This is a genomic window from Mesorhizobium sp. M0185 (assembly GCF_040322175.1).
In the GTDB taxonomy this organism is placed as follows: Bacteria; Pseudomonadota; Alphaproteobacteria; order Rhizobiales; family Rhizobiaceae; genus Mesorhizobium.
Genome location: NZ_JAMYSY010000001.1, coordinates 260,104 through 280,529, shown reverse-complemented (window position 1 = coordinate 280,529; position 20,426 = coordinate 260,104). Strand labels below are relative to the sequence as shown.

At 64.0% G+C, this 20,426-nt stretch carries 22 protein-coding genes; 10 read left to right on the top strand and 12 right to left on the bottom strand.

Annotation, left to right across the window (positions count from 1 at the left end; all coding sequences use genetic code 11):
• Window positions 1-23: 23 nt before the first annotated feature.
• Complete coding sequence (ubiB, locus tag NKJ20_RS01310) at window positions 24-1,598, top strand: 2-polyprenylphenol 6-hydroxylase (protein ID WP_352742135.1); 1,575 nt, start codon at window positions 24-26, stop codon at window positions 1,596-1,598.
• Between the two features lie 65 nt (window positions 1,599-1,663).
• Window positions 1,664-3,121: a bifunctional phosphopantothenoylcysteine decarboxylase/phosphopantothenate--cysteine ligase CoaBC gene (gene coaBC, locus NKJ20_RS01305; protein ID WP_352742133.1), complete on the top strand. Its 1,458-nt coding sequence runs from the start codon at window positions 1,664-1,666 to the stop codon at window positions 3,119-3,121.
• Here the strand turns inward: coaBC and NKJ20_RS01300 are convergent.
• The 6 genes from NKJ20_RS01300 to NKJ20_RS01275 all read right to left on the bottom strand — a co-directional run bounded on the left by NKJ20_RS01300 (window position 3,118) and on the right by NKJ20_RS01275 (window position 8,396).
• Window positions 3,118-4,575: an MFS transporter gene (locus NKJ20_RS01300; RefSeq protein WP_352742131.1), complete on the bottom strand. Its 1,458-nt coding sequence runs from the start codon at window positions 4,573-4,575 to the stop codon at window positions 3,118-3,120. The two genes, coaBC and NKJ20_RS01300, sit on opposite strands and share 4 nt — an antisense overlap.
• A 410-nt stretch (window positions 4,576-4,985) precedes the next feature.
• Window positions 4,986-5,459, bottom strand: a complete 474-nt coding sequence (locus NKJ20_RS01295) for a DUF992 domain-containing protein (RefSeq protein WP_023675329.1) — start codon at window positions 5,457-5,459, stop codon at window positions 4,986-4,988.
• Between the two features lie 136 nt (window positions 5,460-5,595).
• Window positions 5,596-6,441, bottom strand: a complete 846-nt coding sequence (locus tag NKJ20_RS01290) for a tetratricopeptide repeat protein (RefSeq protein ID WP_352469482.1) — start codon at window positions 6,439-6,441, stop codon at window positions 5,596-5,598.
• Window positions 6,442-6,602: 161 nt separating this feature from the next.
• Window positions 6,603-6,875, bottom strand: coding sequence for a 30S ribosomal protein S21 (gene rpsU / locus NKJ20_RS01285; RefSeq protein WP_023675331.1), 273 nt, complete (start codon window positions 6,873-6,875; stop codon window positions 6,603-6,605).
• A 266-nt stretch (window positions 6,876-7,141) separates the two neighbouring features.
• Complete coding sequence (locus tag NKJ20_RS01280) at window positions 7,142-7,528, bottom strand: SET domain-containing protein (RefSeq protein ID WP_352454023.1); 387 nt, start codon at window positions 7,526-7,528, stop codon at window positions 7,142-7,144.
• Between the two features lie 109 nt (window positions 7,529-7,637).
• Window positions 7,638-8,396, bottom strand: coding sequence for an SDR family oxidoreductase (locus NKJ20_RS01275; protein ID WP_352742129.1), 759 nt, complete (start codon window positions 8,394-8,396; stop codon window positions 7,638-7,640).
• Window positions 8,397-8,590: 194 nt separating this feature from the next.
• Here NKJ20_RS01275 and NKJ20_RS01270 point away from each other — a divergent pair, with 194 nt between their 5' ends.
• On the top strand, window positions 8,591-9,331 hold the full coding sequence (locus NKJ20_RS01270; protein WP_352742127.1) for a hypothetical protein: 741 nt from the start codon (window positions 8,591-8,593) through the stop codon (window positions 9,329-9,331).
• Window positions 9,332-9,379: 48 nt separating this feature from the next.
• Here the strand turns inward: NKJ20_RS01270 and NKJ20_RS01265 are convergent, their stop codons facing one another.
• A complete protein-coding gene (locus tag NKJ20_RS01265; protein WP_352742125.1) occupies window positions 9,380-9,721 on the bottom strand; it encodes a YrdB family protein in 342 nt (113 codons plus the stop codon).
• A 232-nt stretch (window positions 9,722-9,953) separates the two neighbouring features.
• On the opposite strand from NKJ20_RS01265, the gene NKJ20_RS01260 reads away from it, so the two are divergent.
• From NKJ20_RS01260 to NKJ20_RS01235, 6 genes are read left to right on the top strand one after another with little or no spacing between them, the layout of a single operon-like run.
• Window positions 9,954-11,207 carry a sarcosine oxidase subunit beta gene (locus NKJ20_RS01260; protein ID WP_352469485.1) on the top strand — a complete coding sequence of 418 codons (1,254 nt, stop codon included), beginning with the start codon at window positions 9,954-9,956 and terminating at the stop codon, window positions 11,205-11,207.
• Window positions 11,207-11,629, top strand: coding sequence for a hypothetical protein (locus NKJ20_RS01255; protein ID WP_352448263.1), 423 nt, complete (start codon window positions 11,207-11,209; stop codon window positions 11,627-11,629). Before NKJ20_RS01260 ends, NKJ20_RS01255 begins: the two co-directional genes overlap by 1 nt.
• Before the next feature lie 8 nt (window positions 11,630-11,637).
• A complete protein-coding gene (locus NKJ20_RS01250; RefSeq protein ID WP_292519105.1) occupies window positions 11,638-11,934 on the top strand; it encodes a sarcosine oxidase subunit delta in 297 nt (98 codons plus the stop codon).
• Entirely contained in the window at window positions 11,931-14,924 is a 2,994-nt protein-coding gene (locus tag NKJ20_RS01245) for a sarcosine oxidase subunit alpha (RefSeq protein WP_352742122.1), read from the top strand. The genes NKJ20_RS01250 and NKJ20_RS01245 overlap by 4 nt, the downstream gene beginning before the upstream one ends.
• A complete protein-coding gene (locus NKJ20_RS01240) occupies window positions 14,917-15,495 on the top strand; it encodes a sarcosine oxidase subunit gamma (RefSeq protein WP_352742121.1) in 579 nt (192 codons plus the stop codon). Before NKJ20_RS01245 ends, NKJ20_RS01240 begins: the two co-directional genes overlap by 8 nt.
• 53 nt (window positions 15,496-15,548) lie before the next feature.
• Window positions 15,549-15,773: a hypothetical protein gene (locus NKJ20_RS01235; protein ID WP_352742119.1), complete on the top strand. Its 225-nt coding sequence runs from the start codon at window positions 15,549-15,551 to the stop codon at window positions 15,771-15,773.
• Window positions 15,774-15,876: 103 nt separating this feature from the next.
• Here NKJ20_RS01235 and NKJ20_RS01230 read toward each other — a convergent pair whose 3' ends face one another.
• Window positions 15,877-16,116: a DUF680 domain-containing protein gene (locus tag NKJ20_RS01230; RefSeq protein ID WP_352742117.1), complete on the bottom strand. Its 240-nt coding sequence runs from the start codon at window positions 16,114-16,116 to the stop codon at window positions 15,877-15,879.
• A 177-nt stretch (window positions 16,117-16,293) separates the two neighbouring features.
• Window positions 16,294-16,935 (bottom strand): TetR/AcrR family transcriptional regulator, encoded by a 642-nt coding sequence (locus NKJ20_RS01225; protein ID WP_023675343.1) that lies wholly within the window; start codon window positions 16,933-16,935, stop codon window positions 16,294-16,296.
• An 83-nt stretch (window positions 16,936-17,018) separates the two neighbouring features.
• Here NKJ20_RS01225 and NKJ20_RS01220 point away from each other — a divergent pair, with 83 nt between their 5' ends.
• Entirely contained in the window at window positions 17,019-17,639 is a 621-nt protein-coding gene (locus tag NKJ20_RS01220) for a hypothetical protein (protein ID WP_352742115.1), read from the top strand.
• Window positions 17,640-17,680: 41 nt separating this feature from the next.
• On the opposite strand, the gene NKJ20_RS01215 is transcribed toward NKJ20_RS01220, so the two are convergent.
• The 3 genes from NKJ20_RS01215 to NKJ20_RS01205 form a co-directional block, all read right to left on the bottom strand.
• Window positions 17,681-18,175, bottom strand: a complete 495-nt coding sequence (locus NKJ20_RS01215; RefSeq protein ID WP_031211357.1) for a MaoC family dehydratase — start codon at window positions 18,173-18,175, stop codon at window positions 17,681-17,683.
• 39 nt (window positions 18,176-18,214) lie between these two features.
• Window positions 18,215-19,030: an SDR family oxidoreductase gene (locus NKJ20_RS01210; protein WP_352742113.1), complete on the bottom strand. Its 816-nt coding sequence runs from the start codon at window positions 19,028-19,030 to the stop codon at window positions 18,215-18,217.
• Window positions 19,031-19,544: 514 nt separating this feature from the next.
• The gene (locus NKJ20_RS01205) at window positions 19,545-20,372 is read right to left on the bottom strand and encodes a MurR/RpiR family transcriptional regulator (protein WP_352448257.1); all 828 of its coding nucleotides are present in this window, start codon (window positions 20,370-20,372) and stop codon (window positions 19,545-19,547) included.
• Window positions 20,373-20,426 lie beyond the last annotated feature (54 nt).

Genomic DNA, 20,426 nt, shown 5'->3' with positions numbered 1-20,426 from the left:
AAATCGGCGGGGCAAAGCCAGCCATGAGCAGCATCGGCGCTGGTTTCAGGCTCGTACGGGCCGGCTGGGTGCTGGTCCGCGAGGGTGTCATCGCGGCTTTGCCCGGTGACGAGCTCTTCGGCTTGCCGAAATTCGGCTGGCGCATGGCCCGGCTGTTCACCCGCCGTCGCGCGCTTGCCTATGAGCGCGGCGACAGGCTGGCCAAGGCGGTCGTGCGGCTCGGCCCGTCCTACGTCAAGCTCGGCCAGTTCCTGGCGACACGGCCGGATGTCGTCGGAAACGATATCGCGCTTGATCTCGCCATGCTGCAGGACAAGATGCAGACGTTTGCGAAGGCCGAGGCCGTTGCAGCGATAGAAGCCTCGCTCGGACGCAAGATCGAGGAGCTCTATGTCAGTTTCGGCGAGGCCGTCGCCGCCGCCTCGATCGCCCAGGTTCATACCGCCGAAGCCCTGCAGGACGGCGTCATTACCCGGGTAGCAGTAAAGGTCATCCGGCCGGGCGTGCGCCGCCGCTTCTTTCGCGATCTCGAGAGCTATTTCCTCGCCGCCCGGCTGCAGGAAAAATACATCCCGTCGTCGCGCCGGCTGCGGCCGGTCGAGGTGACAGAGACACTGGCCCAGACGACCAAAATCGAAATGGACCTGAGGCTGGAGGCGGCGGCTTTTTCGGAGCTCGGCGAGAATACCAAGGACGATCCCGGCTTCCGTGTGCCGTCGGTCGACTGGGAGCGCACCGGTCGTGACGTGCTGACCATGGAATGGGTCGACGGCATCAAGATGAACGATATTGCCGGTCTAGCCGCCGCCGGCCACGACCTGAAGGCGATTGCCGCCAACCTCGTTCAGTCGTTTCTGCGCCATACGCTGCGTGACGGTTTCTTCCACGCCGACATGCACCCGGGCAACCTGTTTATAGAAGCCGACGGCACCATCGTCGCCGTCGATCTCGGCATTGCCGGCCGGCTCGGCAGGAAGGAGCGCCGGTTCCTCGCCGAAATCCTCTACGGCTTCATCACGCGCGATTACCAGCGCGTCGCCGAAGTTCATTTCGAGGCCGGCTACGTGCCGCGCCAGCACAATGTCGCGGCTTTCGCCCAGGCGATCCGGGCAATCGGCGAACCGATCCACGGCCAGCCGGCCGAGACCATCTCGATGGCCAAGCTGTTGACGCTGCTGTTCGAGGTGACCGACCTCTTCGACATGGCGACGCGGTCCGAGCTGGTGCTGCTGCAGAAGACCATGGTCGTTGTCGAAGGCGTCGCCCGCACCCTCGACCCGGCCTTCAACATGTGGAAGACGTCGGAGCCGGTGGTCAGCGGCTGGATTGCCCGCAATCTCGGCCCGCGCGCCCTGCTGGCCGATGCGCGCGACGGTGCCAACGCGCTGCTGGCGCTGGCCCGCCAGGCACCGGACCTCGCCGCCCGCACCGAGCGGCTGTCGCGTGAGATCGACCTGATGGCCGAACACGGCCTGCGCTTCGACGAAAGGACCGCACGCGCGATCGGCAAGGCCGAGGCGCGCTACACCCGCTCCGGCCGGCTGGCGCTGTGGGTGATCGCATTGACGCTGGTGTATATCGCCTGGCGTATTTTCTAGCGCTTGTTGCAAAGTGATTGCATTGCTATCATTGCACTCAGCAATTCCGGGCAAGGTGCAATCAGATGGCCAGCATCACGATCCGCAACCTTGATGACGAGGTCAAGGACCTGCTGCGCCGACTGGCGGCGGAGAATGGCCGGTCGATGGAAGACCAGGCGCGGGTGATGATCCGCGCAGCGGTCGAAGGTCAGTTCGGTTCGGCCGGTCGCATCGACCAGATCGAGAAAACACTGCGCGAACTGACGAGTTCGCAGAGTCCAGCAGCGCCGGTGGTCGCCGTCTCCAGCCCGCGAGGCATCCTCTCCGGCAAGCGCATCCTGCTGATCATCGGCGGCGGCATCGCCGCCTACAAGGCGCTCGACCTGATCCGCCGGCTGCGCGAGCGCGGTGCTTCGGTGCGCGTGGTGATGACCGCGGCGGCGCAGGAGTTCATCACTACGCTGTCGGCCGGGGCGCTGTCGGCCGACCACGTCTTCACCGAATTGTTCGACCGGCAGGACGAGCACGACATCGGCCATATCAGGCTGTCGCGCGAGGCCGACCTTTTGGTCGTGGCGCCGGCCACCGCCGACCTGATGGCAAAGCTCGCCAATGGCCATGCCAACGACCTTGCCTCGACCGTGCTCATCGCCACCGACAAGCGCGTCTTGGTGGCGCCGGCGATGAACCCGAAAATGTGGGCGCATCCGGCGGTCCGCCGCAACCGTGCGACGCTGAGCAAGGACGGCGTCGCATTCGTCGGCCCGGCGAAGGGCGAGATGGCCGAGAGCAACGAGGTGGGCGAGGGCCGCATGGCCGAGCCGCTGGAGATCGTCGCCGCGATCGAGGCGCTGCTCGACAGCCGGCCAAAGCCGCTGGCGGGCAGGAAGATCATCGTCACCTCCGGGCCGACGCATGAACCGATCGACCCGGTCCGCTACATCGCCAACCGGTCGTCGGGCAAACAGGGCCACGCCATCGCGGCGGCGCTGGCCAGGCTCGGCGCCGACGTGCGTCTCGTCTCCGGCCCGGTCGGCATTGCCGATCCGGCCGGCGTCGCCACGCTGCACGTCGAAACGGCCGTCGAGATGAAGGACGCCGTCGAGCAGCTGCTGCCGGCCGACGCGGCAGTGTTCGTCGCGGCTGTCGCCGACTGGCGCACTCAAAGTTCGGCCGGGGAAAAGATCAAGAAGGTGGCGGGCGAGGGGCCACCGGCGCTGCAGATGGTGGAAAATCCCGATATTCTCGCCGGTGTCGGGCATCACAAAAAGCGGCCGATGCTGGTGGTCGGTTTCGCCGCGGAGACGCAGGACCTGGTCAGGAATGCCCAGGCCAAGCTTGCAAAAAAGGGTGCCGATCTTATCGTTGCCAACGATGTCTCCCATGAAGATGGTTCCCCGGGCGTGATGGGCGGCGACCGCAACAAGGTGCGGATCGTCTCGAAGGCCGGCGTCGAGGAATGGCCGGAGATGAGCAAGGACGAGGTGGCGACGCGGCTCGCGGCGCTGATCGCCGACCGGATGAAGACGGTCGTTGTCTAGTCAATCTCCCCCACGGAGATTGACAGCTTCGCCGGCTTCGTGTCGGTCGCCCCCGAAATCCGCAAGGCGGCAAGGCATCCCAGGATTCCGAGCGGGATAAACGCCAGGAACAGCCAGGCGGCGACAGTTGCCGCGGCCTCACGGTTCAGGCCTTCGGAAAAGCCGCTGGCGTTGGCGACGATGCCGGTCAGTGCAGCACCCACGGCATAACCGATGCGCTGCATGGTCGGCACAGCGGCCGAGGCGATCGTCTGCTCGCCTTCCTTGGCCGATGCCACGATGACACGCGTGACGAACGGCCAGGCGATGCCGAAACTGCCGCCTTGCAGCAAGGCACAAAGCAGGATCAACGGGATAGAGCCGGCCGGCACCGTATAGGCGAAACCGGCGACGCCCGTGGCGATCATCAGCGCCCCGCCGACGATGATCAGCCGCTCGCGTTCCGGCGGCGCATTGGCTACGAGGATCGACAGGATCGACCAGGCGATCGATTCGGCGGCGATGATGTAGCCGGTGGTCAGGATCGGAATGCCGTGCAGGCTGGTCAGAAGCAGTGGTCCGTAGACCGCGAACGAGCAGGTCGCCACCGAAAACGCCGCGACCATGGTCATGCCCGCGCCGACCGGCGAGCGCCATGAGAACAGCCGCGACGGGAACAACCGCGAGCGCGGCTTCAGTGCATCGATATGGATGAACAGCGCCAGGCTGATCAGGCCGAGGGTGAGCAGCAGCGACGAGCGCAGCAGGGCGATGTCGACGCCAGCGGTGGCGATCAGCACGACGCTGACGGCGAGGCAGCCAAGTGCCGCAAAGGGGAAGGGCGGCGCCGAGCCGCCCGTCGCCTGCGGCCTCGTTGCTTCAGGCGTATCGAGCACAAGGAAGCTTGCCAGCGCCATGGCCGTGCCTCCGAGGGTAAAGACGCCGAAGGCCCAGCGCCAGGACAGCAATTCGGTCATGACCGCGCCGAGCACCGGCCCGCTGAAGGCGGCGACACCCCAGATCGCCGACATGACGCCGAAAAGCTGCGGCCAGATCGCGCGGGCAAACAGCCGCTCGACCGAGACGAAGGCGAGCGACACCAGCGCGCCGCCACCGAGCCCTTCGATCAGGCGGCCGCAGAGGAACAGCGGCATCGAAGGCGCGGTGGCGCAGACCAGCGCGCCGGCGGCATAGAGCATTGCGGCGACCATCATGTTGGTACGCAGCGCGACATAGCTCACCAGCCGTCCGGCGGCCGCACCGGCAACGATGGCGCCGAGCTCGTAGATCGCCAGCGACCAGCCGACCAGTTGCACGCCGGCAAGTTCGCCGACCATGGCCGGCATGACCGTTGCTACCATGGTTTCGTTGGTGGCGTGCAGCAGAATGCCGAGGCTGATGAAGCAGAAGCGCGCCAGGTCGCCGCTCGCCCACAGCGCGCGCCAGTCGACCCTGTTTGTGCTTGTCTTGGTCATCCGGTCCCCCAGGCTTTCTCAGACGCTGGTCTGAAGTATTGGAGCGTTCTTCACGTCCAAATGAGTACATGCCGCAGTATGGGAGGACTTCTAGAACCTCAACCGTAGTTGAGATCAAGCGGTCTTGATCGCCGTTGACGTGGCGGATTTCAAAATTGTGCGATGGGGGACGATCACGAGGCGTTGAGATTCTGGTCAGACCGAAGACAAGCAATATTGGATCGCCGCAATCTTCGGTCACGGTAACGGCATGAACACAGTTGCCATGCCGTGATCTTCGAGCGCCGCAACCTTGAACATCAGGGCGGCCCGTCCTCTGCGGAGTGGGCCTGCCGGAATCTATGAGCCTTCGGCAGCTATTCGCAGGCCGACACCTACGCTCCCCGCCGCTCGGGAGCCATGCTGCGCCGCTATTTGAACGAATGGATCAGGTCCAGCGAAGTGACGGCGACCGCCAGGTTGACGCCGGTCTGTGCCTGGACACTGAGCGGCTGCAGCGAAAAGGCGCTGTCGAGGCCGCCGACCAGGAGATTGGCGCCGCCACCGGTGACCACGCTGGCCTCGGCGTTCACGCCATAATAGCTGCCGGCAAGGTCGCCTTCATCGTGGTTGCGGGTCGCCGCCAGAACCGCCCATACCAGCTGGCCCTGATGCGTCCGGCCGACATCGACGCCGAGCTTGGAAATCACCCCGGTATAGACTTCGGAGGGGCCGCCACGATGCGGACGAAAGACACAGGAAACACCCTTGTTGGAGGTGACGAGATAGGCCGTGCCGCCGTCGATGGTGCAGTCGAGCACGCCGAGCTGGAGCTTGCTGGCGCTGGCGGGAGCGGCAACGACGGTCGTGGCGAGAGCAGCGGCACAAGCGAGTTTCTTGATCATGGCGGGGTCCTTTCGAAATTGCCTTGTACAAACGGCTGAGCACGCCGAGCGTTCCGCCGAAAACTTGGCGCCAGCAAGGCGAAGCTAAACGCAGGGTTGTCGGAGTGCGGAAACGGAGGCCCGATTAACCGGCCGCTCAGCCGGCACTGGTGCGGGCCAGGCCGTCCTTGGCCGGCTGGTAGGTCGGATTGAGGTGCACGGCCTCGCGGTAGGATTTCGCGGCCCTGACCTTGTCGCCGCGCCGCTCGTAGATCAACGCCTGGTTGGACCAGGCCTCGGCATTCTTGCCGTCGAGCTTGATGGCCATGTTGAAGTCGGCGAAGGCATTGTCCTCGTCGTTCATGGCAAGGTAGGAGAGGCCGCGTCCGTTGTAGGGCTCGGAGGCGTCCGGCGCCAACGAAATGGCGGTCGAGAAATCCTCGATGGCAAAGGCGTGCTGGCCCTGACTCTGGTAGATCAGGCCGCGATTGTGATAGGCGCGCGCGTCGGTCGTGTCGAGCTGGATGGCCTTCTGGAAATCGTTGAAGGCTTCCTGGACCCGGCCCGCCCTGCGGTAGAGATTGCCGCGGCCGATATAGGCGGCGTCATAGTTGGAATTGATCTGGATCGAGCGGTTGTAGTCGGCGAGCGCGCTCGCCTGATCGCCGAGGAAGCGCTGGATGAGCGCGCGGTTCGAATAGGCCTGGTAAAAATTCGGATTGAGCTGGATGGCGGTGTTGAAGTCCTTCAGCGCCGCCTGGTACTGGCCGCCGCGGCCATAGGCCGAGCCGCGCACATTGTAGGCTTCCGGATCCTGGGGGTTGCGCTGGATCACCGCCGACAGCGAGGAGATGTTCTCGCTCGAGCCTTGCGCCTTGTCGATGTTGTTGAACTCGCCGGTCGGAACGCTCTGGCAGCTGGCAAGCGCCATCCCGGAAAGCAGGGCTGCCGTCAGGGCGAGGCCGCGCCACGCGGTTCTGCGCTCTACGGTGATTGCGTCCATGTCTGCCCTGTCCTTACTGCGCCGTCTGGTCCGTTCCCCCTCCGAACCGGCATCTCTCCCAACCGGTCCTCTCGGACCGGGTCGAACTCACAACAAAAAGGTGGCGGCGATTCCGCATCGCGCCACCTTGGATATCCTTGGAAAAGGACGAAAAATTGACGTCAGAACCGCGGCGGACGCGGAGCACCGGCACCGGCAGCACCGGCCGCGACCGGACGCGGCGTCATCGGCAGCAGGCCTTCGCGCTGGGCGCGCTTGCGGGCCAGCTTGCGGGCACGGCGCACGGCTTCCGCCTTTTCACGGGCGCGCTTCTCGGAGGGCTTCTCGTAATGTCCGCGCATCTTCATTTCGCGGAAGATGCCTTCACGCTGCATCTTTTTCTTGAGCGCGCGAAGCGCCTGATCAACATTGTTGTCGCGGACGAGTACCTGCACGTGCAATCCTGTCTTTCGGGTTTGAAATCAACAGGCAAGCGGCCATAGCCGCAAGCCTCCGCGGCGCGTTACACCACGAATTGGGGCGGCTGATAGCAGAATCAAGGGGCTCTGTCCACAGCCGATTGAGAGGCGGTGCCGATCCCGAAACGAAAAACCCGCCTCAGCGGCGGGTCGTTGGTGTGAATCAGCACCATATCGAGCTTAGTAGCATAGCTGCCGGCACAAAGCAAGAACAAAATTCGCCTCGGACCAGATAGGCGCCGCTACGCCGTGGCCAGGTGGAGCTGCTCGAAACCCTCGAAGAACTCGCCGTAGTCGCAGGTTATCTCCTCGCCGGCGGCGATGTCGCGGGTCGCGGTGGCCCCGCCATATTGCGAAAAGTCGGTGTTCGGCTTGTCGGCGTGGTTCATGAAGCGGCCATTGTCGACCTCATAGACCATGAAGCCGGGCCGGTCCGGACTGGGATAGGCATATCTGTCGAGCAATTCCTTGAGGTGCGGCGGCGCCGTCTCGTATCTTTCCATCGGGATCAGCCGGTCGAAGTCCGGATCGAGCCGCCAGATCTGAGCCCCTTTCCGGATCGGCTCGGCGGCGAACACGCCGACGCCTTCGATTGCGCTTGCAGCGATATAGGTCCTGATCAGCAGCATGTTTCCAACCCGTTTTCGAGGCGAAGACGGAATCGTCAAATCGCCGGAAAAAGCAAGGCCGGTTTTTCCGGCATTGCGGCTGGCGGGCCCACGCCAACCACGAAACGCTTCACGTCCGGGTGATCGAGACACCGCCGTCGGCGAATAGTGCCGCGCCGGTGGTGAAACTCGATGCATCGGAAGCCAGGTAAAGCGCCGAGCGAGCGATCTCCTCAGGCTTGGCGACGCGCTTCAAAGCATGCAGATTTTCGACGAAGGCTCGCGATTCAGGTGTCTTGAATGTCGCCGAAGGCGTGTCGGTGCCGCCCGGCAGCAGCGCGTTGACTCGAATCCCCTTGGCGCCAAATTCGGCGGCCAGCACCTGCGTCAATCCGATCAGCCCGGCCTTGCTCGCGGCATAGCTGGTCATGCCGGGCATGCCGACCGTGTAGCCGACGAAGGTGGAGGTGAAGATCAACGACCCGCCGCCGCGTTCGACCATCGCCGGCACCTGGTATTTCGCGCCGAGAAAGGCGCTGGTCAGATTGGTATCGAGCGTCTCGCGCCAGCCCTCCAGCGACAGCTCAGAAACCGGCCCCATCCTACCGACCGAGCCGGCATTGTTGAAGGCGATGTCGAGCCCGCCGAATTTCTCGACCGCCAGGTCGACCAGGACTTTCGCGTAGGCTTCGTCACGGACATCGCCGGCAAGAGCGACGGCGGTGCCGTCGGCGTCTTCGATTTCGGCAACCAGCGCGTCGAGTTCCGCCTGGCGGCGGGCGGCGACGACGAGCCTGGCGCCTTGCTCGGCAAAGAGCTTTGCCGTGGCGCGGCCGATGCCGGAACTGGCGCCAGTGATGATGGCGACCTTGTTGGCGAGTGCGAACATTTCTGCATCCTTTTTTGGCGCCGGCTCTTGCCGGCAATCGGATGCTTGGTCGCAAATCGGGGCGGTGCGAACCACCCGATACATGCGCTGCCCTCGACAGCGCTCGTTGACGTCCGCTGGCCACCAGGCTACGGCTCGTTATCCAAACTTGCGGGTGGACGCGCCACCCATTTGCAATGACCCCCCAAGACATGATGAGCAAGTTGCTGGAGCCCGGCTACGAGGGCGAGGGCAATTTGGCGAACGACCTTCTTTCGGAGTTCAAAAAAGGCTTTCCGATTGAAAATCTCCGGCCGCTGCTGGTTTCAAGCAATATCCATACGCAGTCCGTGGCTGCGTTCATAACGGTCGAAATAGGCTTCAGACGACGCTTCAAGTTGAACTGCGTTGTCGCAGAGATAGCCGATCTGCTCGACAGCAAAGCTTCGCGTACCCGCTTCGATGTAATCGAGGCGCTCGGGGACTGCACCACGCCAGCTGATGGGGCTATTCTAGGTCGCGTAATGCTGCGGCTGGACGACGAACATGCCGGCGTTCGATGGAAGGTTGTCCAGTTCATCTGCTTTGCGGAGCGGTGGCAGCTGCAGCTCGCGGTGGAAAATGCCGCCGCGCTTCGCCCGGACTCGGCTTTCACGACACTGGTCAATGCTTATGGTCACTATATCATGCCGAGTGCCAAGGACCTGCCACGGTTGCTCGCGAATCCGGATGCGGTGTTGCGGCGCTTTGCTGCGGCAGTGGCTATCAGGCCGCGCGAGGTGATCGTCGAGCGCTTCGTGGCCATGGCGGAGCAGTCGGACGATGCGGAAATTCGTCAAATCGCTGCCGATTGCCGCAAAGGTTATTTGCGGGCGACCTATGCGATTGGGCCGTCCATCCTGAAGCGTGCTCCGGCTGACCCCTCAAAAGGCGAAGCTCAGAAGAGCGACCAGTGAAAGCACGGCGCAAAACGGCAGGCGCCGTCGCAAACAGGGGCAAGGCGACTATTGCCTAAGTAGCCAGCCGAGCCGATCGAGCGAAAATGCGTAGCTGACGGCGATCAGCAGGGCGACGGCTATGCCGGCTGTCGTGTAACCGGCCAGGTGGAATCCGGCAGCGCCGCCGAACAGGATGACGAGTTCGAGCACCAGCCGCAAACCGCCCGGCACCGGAACCGGCGCCCGCCCCGAGCGGCTCGGATCGTTCGGCACTGCGAAGATTCCCCAAAGCGCGGCGGCAACGAACGGCAATGCCACGGCAAGGATCCAGCGCCACATGCCGGCTGAGAGGCTCCAGCCCGCCATGCCGAGGCCGAGCAAAGCGGCGAGCTCCAGCAAGAAACGCAATGTCAGATTCCACCTGACGTTACCCACCGCCATAATCCTCCGATCGTCAGGCGACGGATAGCGGTGGAAGGCAATTGCATCAACCAGCCCGGATGCGGCTTTTTCACCACGGCGCAAAACGGCAAGCGCCGTCGCAAACAGTGCAAGGCTGGCAGCGCCGTTTCGCTAGTGATACAGCTCGCGCGCCGGGGTTCGAGTGGATGCCCGGCCGTCATTTGCGAGGCCTGCGACGTTGAAGAAATACTCGGTATTCGCCATCGCCCGCGAGGCCATGCGCGGTCACAAGGGCTGGGAGGAACAATGGTCCTCGCCGGAGCCGAAGAAGGAGTACGACGTCATCATCGTCGGCGCCGGCGGCCACGGCCTGGCCACCGCCTATTATCTCGCCACCGTGCACGGCATCACCAACGTCGCGGTATTGGAAAAAGGCTGGCTGGGCGGTGGCAATACCGGGCGCAACACCACCATCATCCGCTCGAACTATCTCTACGACGAGAGCGCCGGCATCTACGACCATGCGCTGAAGCTGTGGGACGGGCTCAGCCAGGAGCTCAACTACAACGTCATGTATTCGCCGCGCGGCGTCATGATGCTCGCCCATAACATCCATGACATCCAGGTCCTGAAGCGGCACGTCCATGCCAACCGGCTGAACGGCATCGACAATGAATGGCTGACGCCGGAGCAGGCCAAGGAATTCTGCCCGCCGCTCAACATTTCGCGCAATGCGCGCTATCCGGTGATGGGCGCCTCCCTGCAGCGCCGCGGCGGCACGGCGCGTCACGATGCGGTTGCCTGGGGCTATGCGCGCGGCGCCTCGGCGCGCGGCGTCCACATCATCCAGAATTGCGAGGTCACCGGCGTCAAACGGGCGCCGAACGGCGCGGTCACCGGCGTCGAGACGACGCGCGGCTTCATCGGTGCCAGGAAGGTCGGCGTGGTTGCCGCCGGGCACTCATCGGTGATCATGAACATGGCCGGCGTGCGCATGCCGCTGGAAAGCTATCCGCTGCAGGCGCTGGTGTCGGAGCCGGTCAAGCCGGTGGTGCCTTGCGTGGTGATGTCGAACACCGTGCATGCCTATATCTCGCAGTCCGACAAGGGCGAACTGGTCATCGGCGCCGGCACCGACCAATATGTCTCCTATTCGCAGACCGGCGGGCTGCACATTTTGCAGCATACGCTGGACGCCATCTGCGAGATGTTCCCGATCTTCACGCGCATGAAGATGCTGCGCTCATGGGGCGGCATCGTCGATGTGACACCGGACCGTTCGCCGATCCTGGCCAAGACGCCGGTGCCCGGCCTCTATGTCAATTGCGGCTGGGGCACAGGCGGCTTCAAGGCGACGCCGGGCTCGGGCCATGTCTTTGCCCACACGATCGCCAGGGACGATCCGCACCCGATCAACGCGCCCTTCACCATAGAGCGCTTCCGCACCGGCCGCCTCATCGACGAGGCGGCGGCGGCAGCGGTGGCGCACTGATGATGACCGAGATGGCCGTCGCCATGCCGCTGATGCTCGCCGGCGAGCAAGGCCTGTTCCATATCCCCACGCCAGAGGAGGTGCGCCTGCAGCCCATCAGCCGCGTCGGCAATGAAGCGGATTGGCCGTTTTCCGTCGACGAGGGTGTACTCGCCTGCGCGTGGAGCGCCGGTCAGAGAGTGGTCACCTTTATGGAGAACCGGCCAGCCGATCTCGAGGAAGGCGAAAAATTCGAGCGGCGCTACGTCATCGTGACGACCGAACCGATGACGCTTTCGGTCGGCAATATGGCGTATCGCGACCTTTTCCGCCCGGTAGCCAGCATTGAGGAGCGCATCCGGCTGGTCGCGCCCTTCGTGACGATGGGCCAGAGGCTTTGCGACCAACCTGCCGGCGCTCGCGTCGGCCACGGCGAACTGTAGGACCAACCATGCTTCTCATCCGCTGCCCCTATTGCGAGGAAGAGCGTCCGGAGCTCGAATTCCGCAACGCCGGCGAGGCGCATATCGCGCGTTCCCCAAACATCGCCGGCGAGAGCGACGACGATTTTGAAAAGTTCTTTTTCATCCGCTCCAATCCCAAGGGGATCATCTATGAGCGCTGGCGGCACATGCATGGCTGTGCGCGGTTCTTCAATGCCGTGCGCGACACCGTCAGCGACAGGTTCCTGATGACTTACAAGGCCGGCGAACCGAAGCCCACCAAGCTGCCGGGAGCCGCCAAATGAGCGCCACGTTCCGCATTGCCGGCGCCGGGCGGCTCAAACAGGCAAAGATAGCTGGCTTCAGCTTCGACCGCCGCCCCTATACCGGCATCGAGGGCGATACGTTGGCCTCGGCGCTGCTTGCAAACGGCGTCCATCTCGTCGGCCGCTCGTTCAAGTACCACCGGCCGCGCGGTTTTCTGTCGGCCGGCGCCGAAGAGCCGAACGCGCTAGTCGAGATCAAGCGCGACGCGGCACGCAAGACGCCGAACGTCCGAGCTACGGTGCAGGAGCTCTATGACGGATTGACCGCACAGTCGCAGAACCGCTGGCCGTCGCTTGCTTTCGACGTCGGTGCCGTCAGCAGTATTGCCTCGCCGATGCTTTCGGCCGGCTTCTACTACAAGACCTTCATGTGGCCGAAGGCCGCGTGGAAAAACCTCTACGAACCCAAGATCCGCGCCGCCGCCGGTCTCGGCGTCGCTCCTGACCAGCCGGATCCCGACCACTATTCGGCGCGCTTCGCTCATTGCGAGGTGCTGGTGCTTGGCGGCGGTGCCGCGGGCATCGCCGCGGCATTGGCCGCGGCCGAGACCGGCGCGCGCGTCATCCTTGCCGACGAGCAGGCGGAATTCGGCGGCAGCCTGCGCTTCGAGAGCGGCGCGAAGATCGAAGGCCAGGACGGCTTTTCCTGGGCGCAATCGGCTCTCGCCAAGTTGAGCGCGATGGACAATGTCCGCGTGCTGCCGCGTACCACGGCCTTCGGCTATTACGCGCAGAATTTCGTCGGGCTGGTCGAGCGCGTCAGCGACCATCTGCAGAACCCCGGCCGCGACCTGCCGCGCGAGCGGCTGTGGCAGGTTCGCGCCAAACGCGTGGTGCTGGCGACCGGCGCCATCGAGCGCCACATGGTGTTTGCCGACAACGACCGGCCGGGCATCATGCTGGCGTCGGCGGCGCGCACCTATCTCAACCATTACGGCGTCGCGGTCGGCAGGAATCTCGGCGTCTATACGGCGAACGATTCCGCCTATGCGGCGGCGATCGACCTGAAAAAGGCCGGCATCAACGTGGCGGCGATCGTCGACCTGCGCGACAACCCGACCGGGCCGGCGATCGACGAGGCGAGGGCGCTCGGCATCGAGGTCAATTTCGGCCGCGCGGTGATCCGCGCCGGCGGCAAATTGCGGGTGTCGTCGATGACTGTGCAGCCGAAGAATGGCGGCGGCGAGCGCACCGTCCCGGTTGACGCGATTCTGATGTCGGCCGGCTGGACGCCATCGGTGCATCTGTTCTCGCAATCGCGCGGCAAGGTCGCCTTCAATGACGAGACCAAGCGCTTCGTGCCCGGAATTTATGCGCAGGACTGCGTCTCGGTCGGCGCCTGCAACGGTACCGACGGGCTGTCGACGACGATCGACGAGGCCTATGCAGCGGGCGCCAAGGCGGCCAAGGACGCCGGCAGCAGGCCGGCCAAGGGCACCAAGCCGAAGGTCGACGCCGGCGAGAGCTGGTCGCGCGGCATGCTGGGTGCAGCACCCGGTGCCGGATCGGATACGACGGTCAAGGCCTTTGTCGACTTCCAGAACGACGTCACCGCCAAGGACATCCGCCAGGCAGTGCATGAGGGCATGCGCTCGATCGAGCACGTCAAGCGCTTCACCACCAATGGCATGGCGACCGACCAGGGCAAGACCTCCAACATGCACGGCCTGGCGATTGCCGCCGAGACGTTGGGCAAGCCGATCCCGCAGGTCGGGCTGACGACGTTCCGCGCGCCCTATACGCCGGTGACATTCGGCTCGATCGTCGGCCACGCGCGGGGTCCGCTGTTCGACCCGACCCGCAAGACGGCGATCCATCCCTGGGCAGAGCGTCAAGGCGCAATGTTCGAGGATGTCGGCCAATGGAAGCGCGCCTGGTATTTCCCGAAGCCGGGCGAGGACATACATGCGGCCGTCGACCGCGAATGCGTCACGGTGCGCAATATGGCCGGCCTGTTCGATGCCTCGACTCTGGGCAAGATCGAGGTGGTCGGGCCGGATGCGGCCAAATTCATGGAACTGCTCTACACCAATCCATGGGAGAAGCTCGAGCCCGGCCGCTGCCGGTACGGCATCATGCTGCGCGAGGACGGCTTCATCTATGACGACGGTGTCGTCGGCAGGCTTGCACCCGACCGTTTCCATGTGACGACGACGACCGGCGGCGCGCCGCGGGTCATGAACCATATGGAAGACTATCTCCAGACCGAGTTCCCGCATCTCAACGTCTGGCTGACCTCGATCACCGAGCAGTGGGCGGTGATTGCCGTGCAGGGACCCAAGTCTCGCGACATCATTGCGCCGCTGGTCGAGGGCATCGACATGTCGGATGAGGCGCTGCCGCATATGTCGGTGCGCGAAGGCAGGATCTGCGGCGTGCCGACAAGGCTGTTTCGCATGTCGTTCAGCGGTGAGCGCGGCTTCGAGGTCAACGTGCCGGCCGATTATGGCGAGGCGGTCTGGGAAGCGCTATGGGCCGAGGGCCAGAAGCACGGAGCCTGTGCCTACGGCACCGAGTCGATGCATGTGCTGCGCGCCGAAAAGGGCTACATCATCGTCGGCCAGGATACCGACGGGACGGTGACGCCGAACGATGCCGGGCTCGACTGGGCGGTCGGCAAGAAGAAGACCGACTTCGTCGGCATTCGCGGCATGGCGCGGCCGGATCTGGTCGCCAAGGGCCGCAAGCAGCTTGTCGGCCTGAAGACCAGGGATCCCAAGGTGGTGCTGGAGGAGGGCGCGCAGATCGTCGCGGACCCGAAGCAGGCAATCCCGATGAAGATGATTGGCCATGTCACCTCGAGCTATTGGTCGCAAAATTGCGGCCGCTCGATCGCGCTGGGGCTGGTCGCCGGCGGCCGCGATCGCACGGGCGAGACGCTCTATGTGCCGATGCCGAACGGGGTGATCGAGGTGGAGGTCACCGGCATGGTGTTCTTCGACGAGAAGGGGGAGCGCCTCAATGGCTAAGGCCGCTTTGAAAACCGACGCCGCCGGACCCTCAGTCGAACGCCGTCCGGCTCTCGCCGGCCAGTCGCTTTCCGCCGCCGGCGTTACACTTGCCGTGCTGCCGCCGGCCGAGCGCATATCGCTGCGCGCGCCGGAAGCCTCGATTGCGGCACTTTCGAAAGCGCTCGGCGTCGTCCTGCCGCAAAGGCCGAAAACCTCGGCGGCAAAGGCCGGACGCACGGCCTTGTGGCTCGGGCCGGACGAATGGCTGGTCATCGACGAGAGCGGAAAAGATCCGCTCGCCGACTGCGCCAGCATTTCCGTACTGCATTCGGCGGTCGCCATCTCGCACCGCAACGTCGCCATATCGGTTACCGGTCCGGCTGCCGCGGCGACGATCAATGCCGGCTGCCCGCAGGATCTGTCGCTCGACGCCTTTCCGGTCGGGGCGGCGTCGCGTACCATTCTCGGCAAGGTCGAAATCGTGCTGTTGCGCACGGCGGCCGACGCGTTCCGCGTCGAATGCTGGCGTTCCTTTTCCGATTATGTCTTTACTTTTCTGTCGGAGGCAGCGCGCGACGCGGCAGCATAGACATGTTCACCGCGCCCGACCGTTCTGCGACAGCGAGCCGAGGGAGAATGCAAATGCCGCCGAACTCCGCGCCGAAGTCGCCGGTCAAGACGCCGGCCGTGCGCTCTTTCGAAGACGAGCAGCGCACTGGGACGGATATCGAAGAGGAACTCGAGGAAGGCCTCGAGGATACATTCCCGGCCAGCGATCCGGTGTCGATCACCGGAACGGCCATTCCCGGCGCACCGGCAAGACCCGGCAAGCCCAAAATCGTGGTAGGACAGAAGCGCAAGAAGTGATCTGCGCGGGGTGACAAAAAGCAGGGCTGAGGCCGGCACGATGGGCGGCCGGAAATTGCTGCCGCCCTTTCGTTTCCTCACCGCGTATTGTCACCCGATCGGCTCAGAAGCTGCTTGGCACGATCCATGGGTCGATGCCGATGCCGAGCCTCGGGCCTTTGCTCCCAGCCTTGTGGGCCGCGGCATCGGCGTTTTCAAGCGATCCGGTCGGCGCGCAATCGAGCTTAGCACCGGTCTTGGTGTCGACGCAGGCCGCTTCTTGCTTGGCTGGCTGACTGCTGCCGGCAAATGCGGCGCCAGAGAGCGCCAGCAGGGCGGCGAGCGTGAGGATTGCCTTCTTCATCGTCGGTCTCCGGTTCAGCTATTGAATTTCTCGTACATGTACGGCATTGCGTACAGATACGCCCTGGAGTCCCGATGTTCAAGCAAAATCGTACGCGTACGGAGAATTGCCGAACGCCCGGCGCCGCAGCGCAGATAGTTCGGAGAAGATCCTGCAGATCGGGAGGAGCGCCGCTCTTCAGCAGTTGACTGGCGGCGTGAGCGGCGCAATCTCGTGCGCGGCGATGGCTTCGAGCATGATGTCGCCGATCCGTGTGATGAACGTCGTCTGGTCGCCGAACGGGTAGAACGGGAAGGTGATCAGCAGCGAGATGGCGCCGTGGCCGACCGCCCACAGCATGGTGGCGATGGCGCGTGGATCGCCTTTGAGCCTGCCGGCGGCAACGCAGGCTTCGACCCTCGCGATCAGCACTTTCATCGCCGGGTTGCCGCTCTCCATTTCGGCGAAGGTCTTTCCGGCTGGCGGCCTGACTTTTTCGGTCATGAAGACGGTGCGGTATTCGTTGGGATTTTCCAGCCCAAAGGCGGCGTATTCGACAAGCACCGCCTTGAGCGCCTCGATCGGGTCGTCGGCCGTATGATTTGCGATGCGCCTGGCCAAGGTCTCGAAGGCATCCTCGGCCAGCGCGAACAGGATGTCCTGCTTGTCGGCGAAATAGGAATAGACCGACATCGGCGCATAGCCAACGCGCTTGGCGAGCTTGCGGATGGTGAGGCCGTCATAGCCTTCTTCCTGGACAAGCTTGTGCGCGGCGTCGACAAGTTCGGAACGCAGTTCGGCCTTTTGTTTTTCGCGGCGCTCCTGGACGCTTAGCTGCAACTTTCTACTGCCTTATGACTGATGGCTTGATGCAGCATATATACGCTGTACGACGTCGGGCAAGGGTGGCACGAAGCAGAAGCTTGACTGTCGTATGGCTGGCGATCGCGCTCGGCTTCGCCATGGAAGCTCTCATTCTGACCGTCAGATTTGCGGCAGGTGCCTACCCCGCGACGACGCAGGTTCTGATCGAACTGGCGCAAGGCGTGACCTGGCCGTTCTTCGTCTGCGCCGGCGTCAGCCTCGGCACGGCGCTCACCAAGGTGCGAGCCTCGCTCGGTGGCCTGATCGGTGCGATTTCGGCGCCACTGGCGATGGGCATCGCCAAAGGGACGCAAAAGGTTATGGTCAGCGCGCTGGACGCGGCGGCAAAGCCGGCCATCCTGTCGCTCACGACGCTCGGTGTGCTGCGGGCGATCGAATACGGGCTGCTCGGCTGGGCACTGGCGTCGCTGGCATCGAAGGAAGAACCGCGTCCGCTCCATTTCGCGCTGGCAGGCGCCCTGATAGGCGCGGTATTCGGCGGCGGCATCACGGTGCTGACCATCGAGACGGCCGCGGCAAATGACGCTGCTCTCGCAATGCCACAAGCGATCGCAACCGGCCTCAACGAGATCGTGTTCCCAATCGGTTGTTCACTGGTCGTCTACATTGCGCTGCAGGTCAGCCGCCACATGAAGTACGTCGCGGCCGAAGCCAAATAGATTTGGCACAGATAGATTTGGGCTTCTCAGCCCGACGAGAGTCAGACCGCTTCCGGCTGGCGTTCGATCAGCGTCAGCGTCAGCCAGCGCGCGGTCAGCGCCGGTTTTTTCGAGCCCTCGATCTCGATCGTCACGTCGTGCGCCGTCTGCACCCACCCCGACGGCCTGACCTTGACGTCGGCCAGCACGAAACGGGTGCGGATGCGCGAGCCGGTCTTCACCGGCGCCAGAAAGCGCAGCGAATCGAAGCCGTGATTGACGCCCATCTTGCTGTTTTCCAGCGGCGGCATGGTTTCGAAGGTCATCGCCGACAACAGCGAAAGCGACAGGAAGCCATGCGCGATGGTGCCGCCGAACGGCGTTTCGCGGCTGGCGCGTTCCGGATCGCAATGGATGAACTGATGGTCGTCGGTGGCATCGGCGAACTGGTCGATCATGCGCTGGGTGACGACCCGCCATGGCGACACGCCGACTTCCTTGCCGACGTTGGCCAGAAGCACATCGAGACTGATCGGTTCCACGCTGATGTCCTCCATCTTCACCCCCGGCATTTCACTCGCCGGATGGCGTGCGTCTCATTCCTTGAACAATGTCAGCCCGTGTTGCACCGACTGCCCGCCATCGATCGGCAGGATGGCGCCGGTGACATAGCTGCCGGCCCGGCTGCACAAATAGAGCGTTGCGCCGGCAATGTCATCCGGTGCGCCGATGCGGCCGATCGGAACGTGGTTGCCGATATGTCTTGCCTGGTCCTCGGTGCCGGTGGCGAAGGCCGTCATCCGGCTCTGGAAAGGGCCAGGCGCAAAGGCGTTGACGGTGATGCGGCGGGCGGCGAACTCGATTGCCAGGATGCGCGTCAGGTGGTGAACCGCGGCCTTCGAGGCCGAGTAGGAGTAGGCATCTTCGGCCAAAGGCTGCGTGCCCATCACCGATCCGAGGTTGATCACCCGGGCCGGGTCGGCATCGCTGGCGGCGGCCTCGAGCAGAGGCAGCAATTCGCGCGTCAGGTGGAAGACCGCGGTGACGTTGACGCCGAACACCTTGGCCCAGGCATGGTAGGGAAAGCTTTCCAGCGGCGCGCCCCAGGAGATGCCGGCATTGTTGACCAGGATATGCAGCCGCTCGGTCCGCGCCTGGACCTCGGCGATAAGTGCTGCAATGCCGGCCTCGCTGGAGACGTCGGCGGCGAAACCCTCGGCCCGGCCGGAGGCGCCAAGCCCGTTCAGTTCGCCGGCAACTCCGACGCAATCCTCGCCCTTGCGCGAGGCGATCATCACGGTGGCGCCGGCCTTGACCAGAGCGGTCGCCGCCATGCGGCCGATGCCGGTCGCGGCGCCGGTGACCAGCGCCTTCTTGCCGGCGACTGAGAACAGCTCGTCCAGATAGCTCATCGAATTCCTCCGCGCAGTTCACTGCGCTTTTGCCTGGTTATTCAAGCGAGCGGCGTCACGTCGACAAGGCTAGCCGAACTTCGATCATGCTTGCCATGGGTAAAGTAGCTGGGGTGGGGCACGCTTAGCGGCTGAATGGTTAAGCCCGAAATGCAAGGTGGTCATTCGGCCGTGACATGGGTCGGATGAATGATGCGGCCATTTCCGTTAACGAGCACCTTGTAAGCGGTTAATTTCGCACGTGAAGCAAGTCGTCATTACTCCTCCGCCCAAGCCGCAGGCGGGTCTTGAGGAGTTGGGAGGTGGCCGAGCAGTGGGGCGGGACTGACATTCGTATTCGTGGACGGGGACTATGCTTTCGGGGGGAAAGCCATGGGTAAGAAACAACGCACCGTCCTGCTGGCAGCGATTTTTGCGACTGCCTTTGGCGTCTTTTTGCTGATCCTGATCCTGCAGATGATCAGTTTTTTAGTGGACTAGACCGAAGCGAAACGCGTCCCTTTCCGGAGGGGCTCTACCGCAGGCTTTCCAGTTCGCGGATGCGTTTGGCGCCGTCGGCTTCGAGCTGCCTTGTGACCGCGCCGATCAGCGCTTCGGCAACGACGAAAAGTGCGGCGGATGAGTCCCACGCCGAAGGCACTGCGGTGCGCCCGGCGATGACGTGGCGGGCGAAGCGGGCGATCGGCGACAGCCACTGGTCGGTAAACAGCACGATCTGCACGCCGCGCTGGTTGGCGGTCTCGGCGAAACGGACGAGGCTGTCCTGATAGCGCCTGATGTCGAAGATCACCAGCACGTCGCGCTTACCCATGTCGATCAGTCGGTCGCGCCAGACGCTTTCCTGCCCGCCGAGGTGAAAAACGTTGGGCTGGATGATGGCGAGGTGGGCGGCCATGTAGCGCGCCAGCGGGTCGGTGAAGCGGCCGCCGATCAAGAATGTCTTGCCGCGCCGGTCGGCCAGCTTGGCGACGATGTCGGCAAGCTGCTTGTCCGAGAGATGCCGGAATGTCTCGCGCATATTGTCGAGCGTCGCCTCCAGCATCGGCGAGACGGCGCTGGCGCCCTGCGATGGCGGATTGAGCGTGCGCGAGGCCGGCGACTGCAATTGCGCCGCCAGTTCGTCTTGCAGCGTCGACTGGAATTCCGGATAGTTCTGGAAGCCGAGCCGGGCGACGAAACGCAGGATCGTCGGCGACGACACGCCGGCGGCAGCCGAGAATTCGGCGACCGTCTTCAGCCCGATCAGCGGATAGCTGGCGATCAGCGTTTGTGCTGCGCGCCGCTCGCCTGCCGGCATGGTGCCCATGCGGTCGGAGATCAGTTCGGCAATGCTGGAAACCATGTTTTTCCCCACCCTGGCCGTGCCGTTACCGCATTATCGAAATCGCGTTTGACA

Coding starts and splice junctions, on each gene's coding strand:
- ubiB (WP_352742135.1), top strand. CDS start 24: ATGAGCAGCATCGGCGCTGGTTTCAGGCTCGTACGGGCCGGCTGGGTG.
- coaBC (WP_352742133.1), top strand. CDS start 1,664: ATGGCCAGCATCACGATCCGCAACCTTGATGACGAGGTCAAGGACCTG.
- NKJ20_RS01300 (WP_352742131.1), bottom strand. CDS start 4,575: ATGACCAAGACAAGCACAAACAGGGTCGACTGGCGCGCGCTGTGGGCG.
- NKJ20_RS01295 (WP_023675329.1), bottom strand. CDS start 5,459: ATGATCAAGAAACTCGCTTGTGCCGCTGCTCTCGCCACGACCGTCGTT.
- NKJ20_RS01290 (WP_352469482.1), bottom strand. CDS start 6,441: ATGGACGCAATCACCGTAGAGCGCAGAACCGCGTGGCGCGGCCTCGCC.
- NKJ20_RS01280 (WP_352454023.1), bottom strand. CDS start 7,528: ATGCTGCTGATCAGGACCTATATCGCTGCAAGCGCAATCGAAGGCGTC.
- NKJ20_RS01275 (WP_352742129.1), bottom strand. CDS start 8,396: ATGTTCGCACTCGCCAACAAGGTCGCCATCATCACTGGCGCCAGTTCC.
- NKJ20_RS01270 (WP_352742127.1), top strand. CDS start 8,591: ATGAGCAAGTTGCTGGAGCCCGGCTACGAGGGCGAGGGCAATTTGGCG.
- NKJ20_RS01255 (WP_352448263.1), top strand. CDS start 11,207: ATGATGACCGAGATGGCCGTCGCCATGCCGCTGATGCTCGCCGGCGAG.
- NKJ20_RS01250 (WP_292519105.1), top strand. CDS start 11,638: ATGCTTCTCATCCGCTGCCCCTATTGCGAGGAAGAGCGTCCGGAGCTC.
- NKJ20_RS01245 (WP_352742122.1), top strand. CDS start 11,931: ATGAGCGCCACGTTCCGCATTGCCGGCGCCGGGCGGCTCAAACAGGCA.
- NKJ20_RS01240 (WP_352742121.1), top strand. CDS start 14,917: ATGGCTAAGGCCGCTTTGAAAACCGACGCCGCCGGACCCTCAGTCGAA.
- NKJ20_RS01235 (WP_352742119.1), top strand. CDS start 15,549: ATGCCGCCGAACTCCGCGCCGAAGTCGCCGGTCAAGACGCCGGCCGTG.
- NKJ20_RS01230 (WP_352742117.1), bottom strand. CDS start 16,116: ATGAAGAAGGCAATCCTCACGCTCGCCGCCCTGCTGGCGCTCTCTGGC.
- NKJ20_RS01215 (WP_031211357.1), bottom strand. CDS start 18,175: ATGGAGGACATCAGCGTGGAACCGATCAGTCTCGATGTGCTTCTGGCC.
- NKJ20_RS01210 (WP_352742113.1), bottom strand. CDS start 19,030: ATGAGCTATCTGGACGAGCTGTTCTCAGTCGCCGGCAAGAAGGCGCTG.
- NKJ20_RS01205 (WP_352448257.1), bottom strand. CDS start 20,372: ATGGTTTCCAGCATTGCCGAACTGATCTCCGACCGCATGGGCACCATG.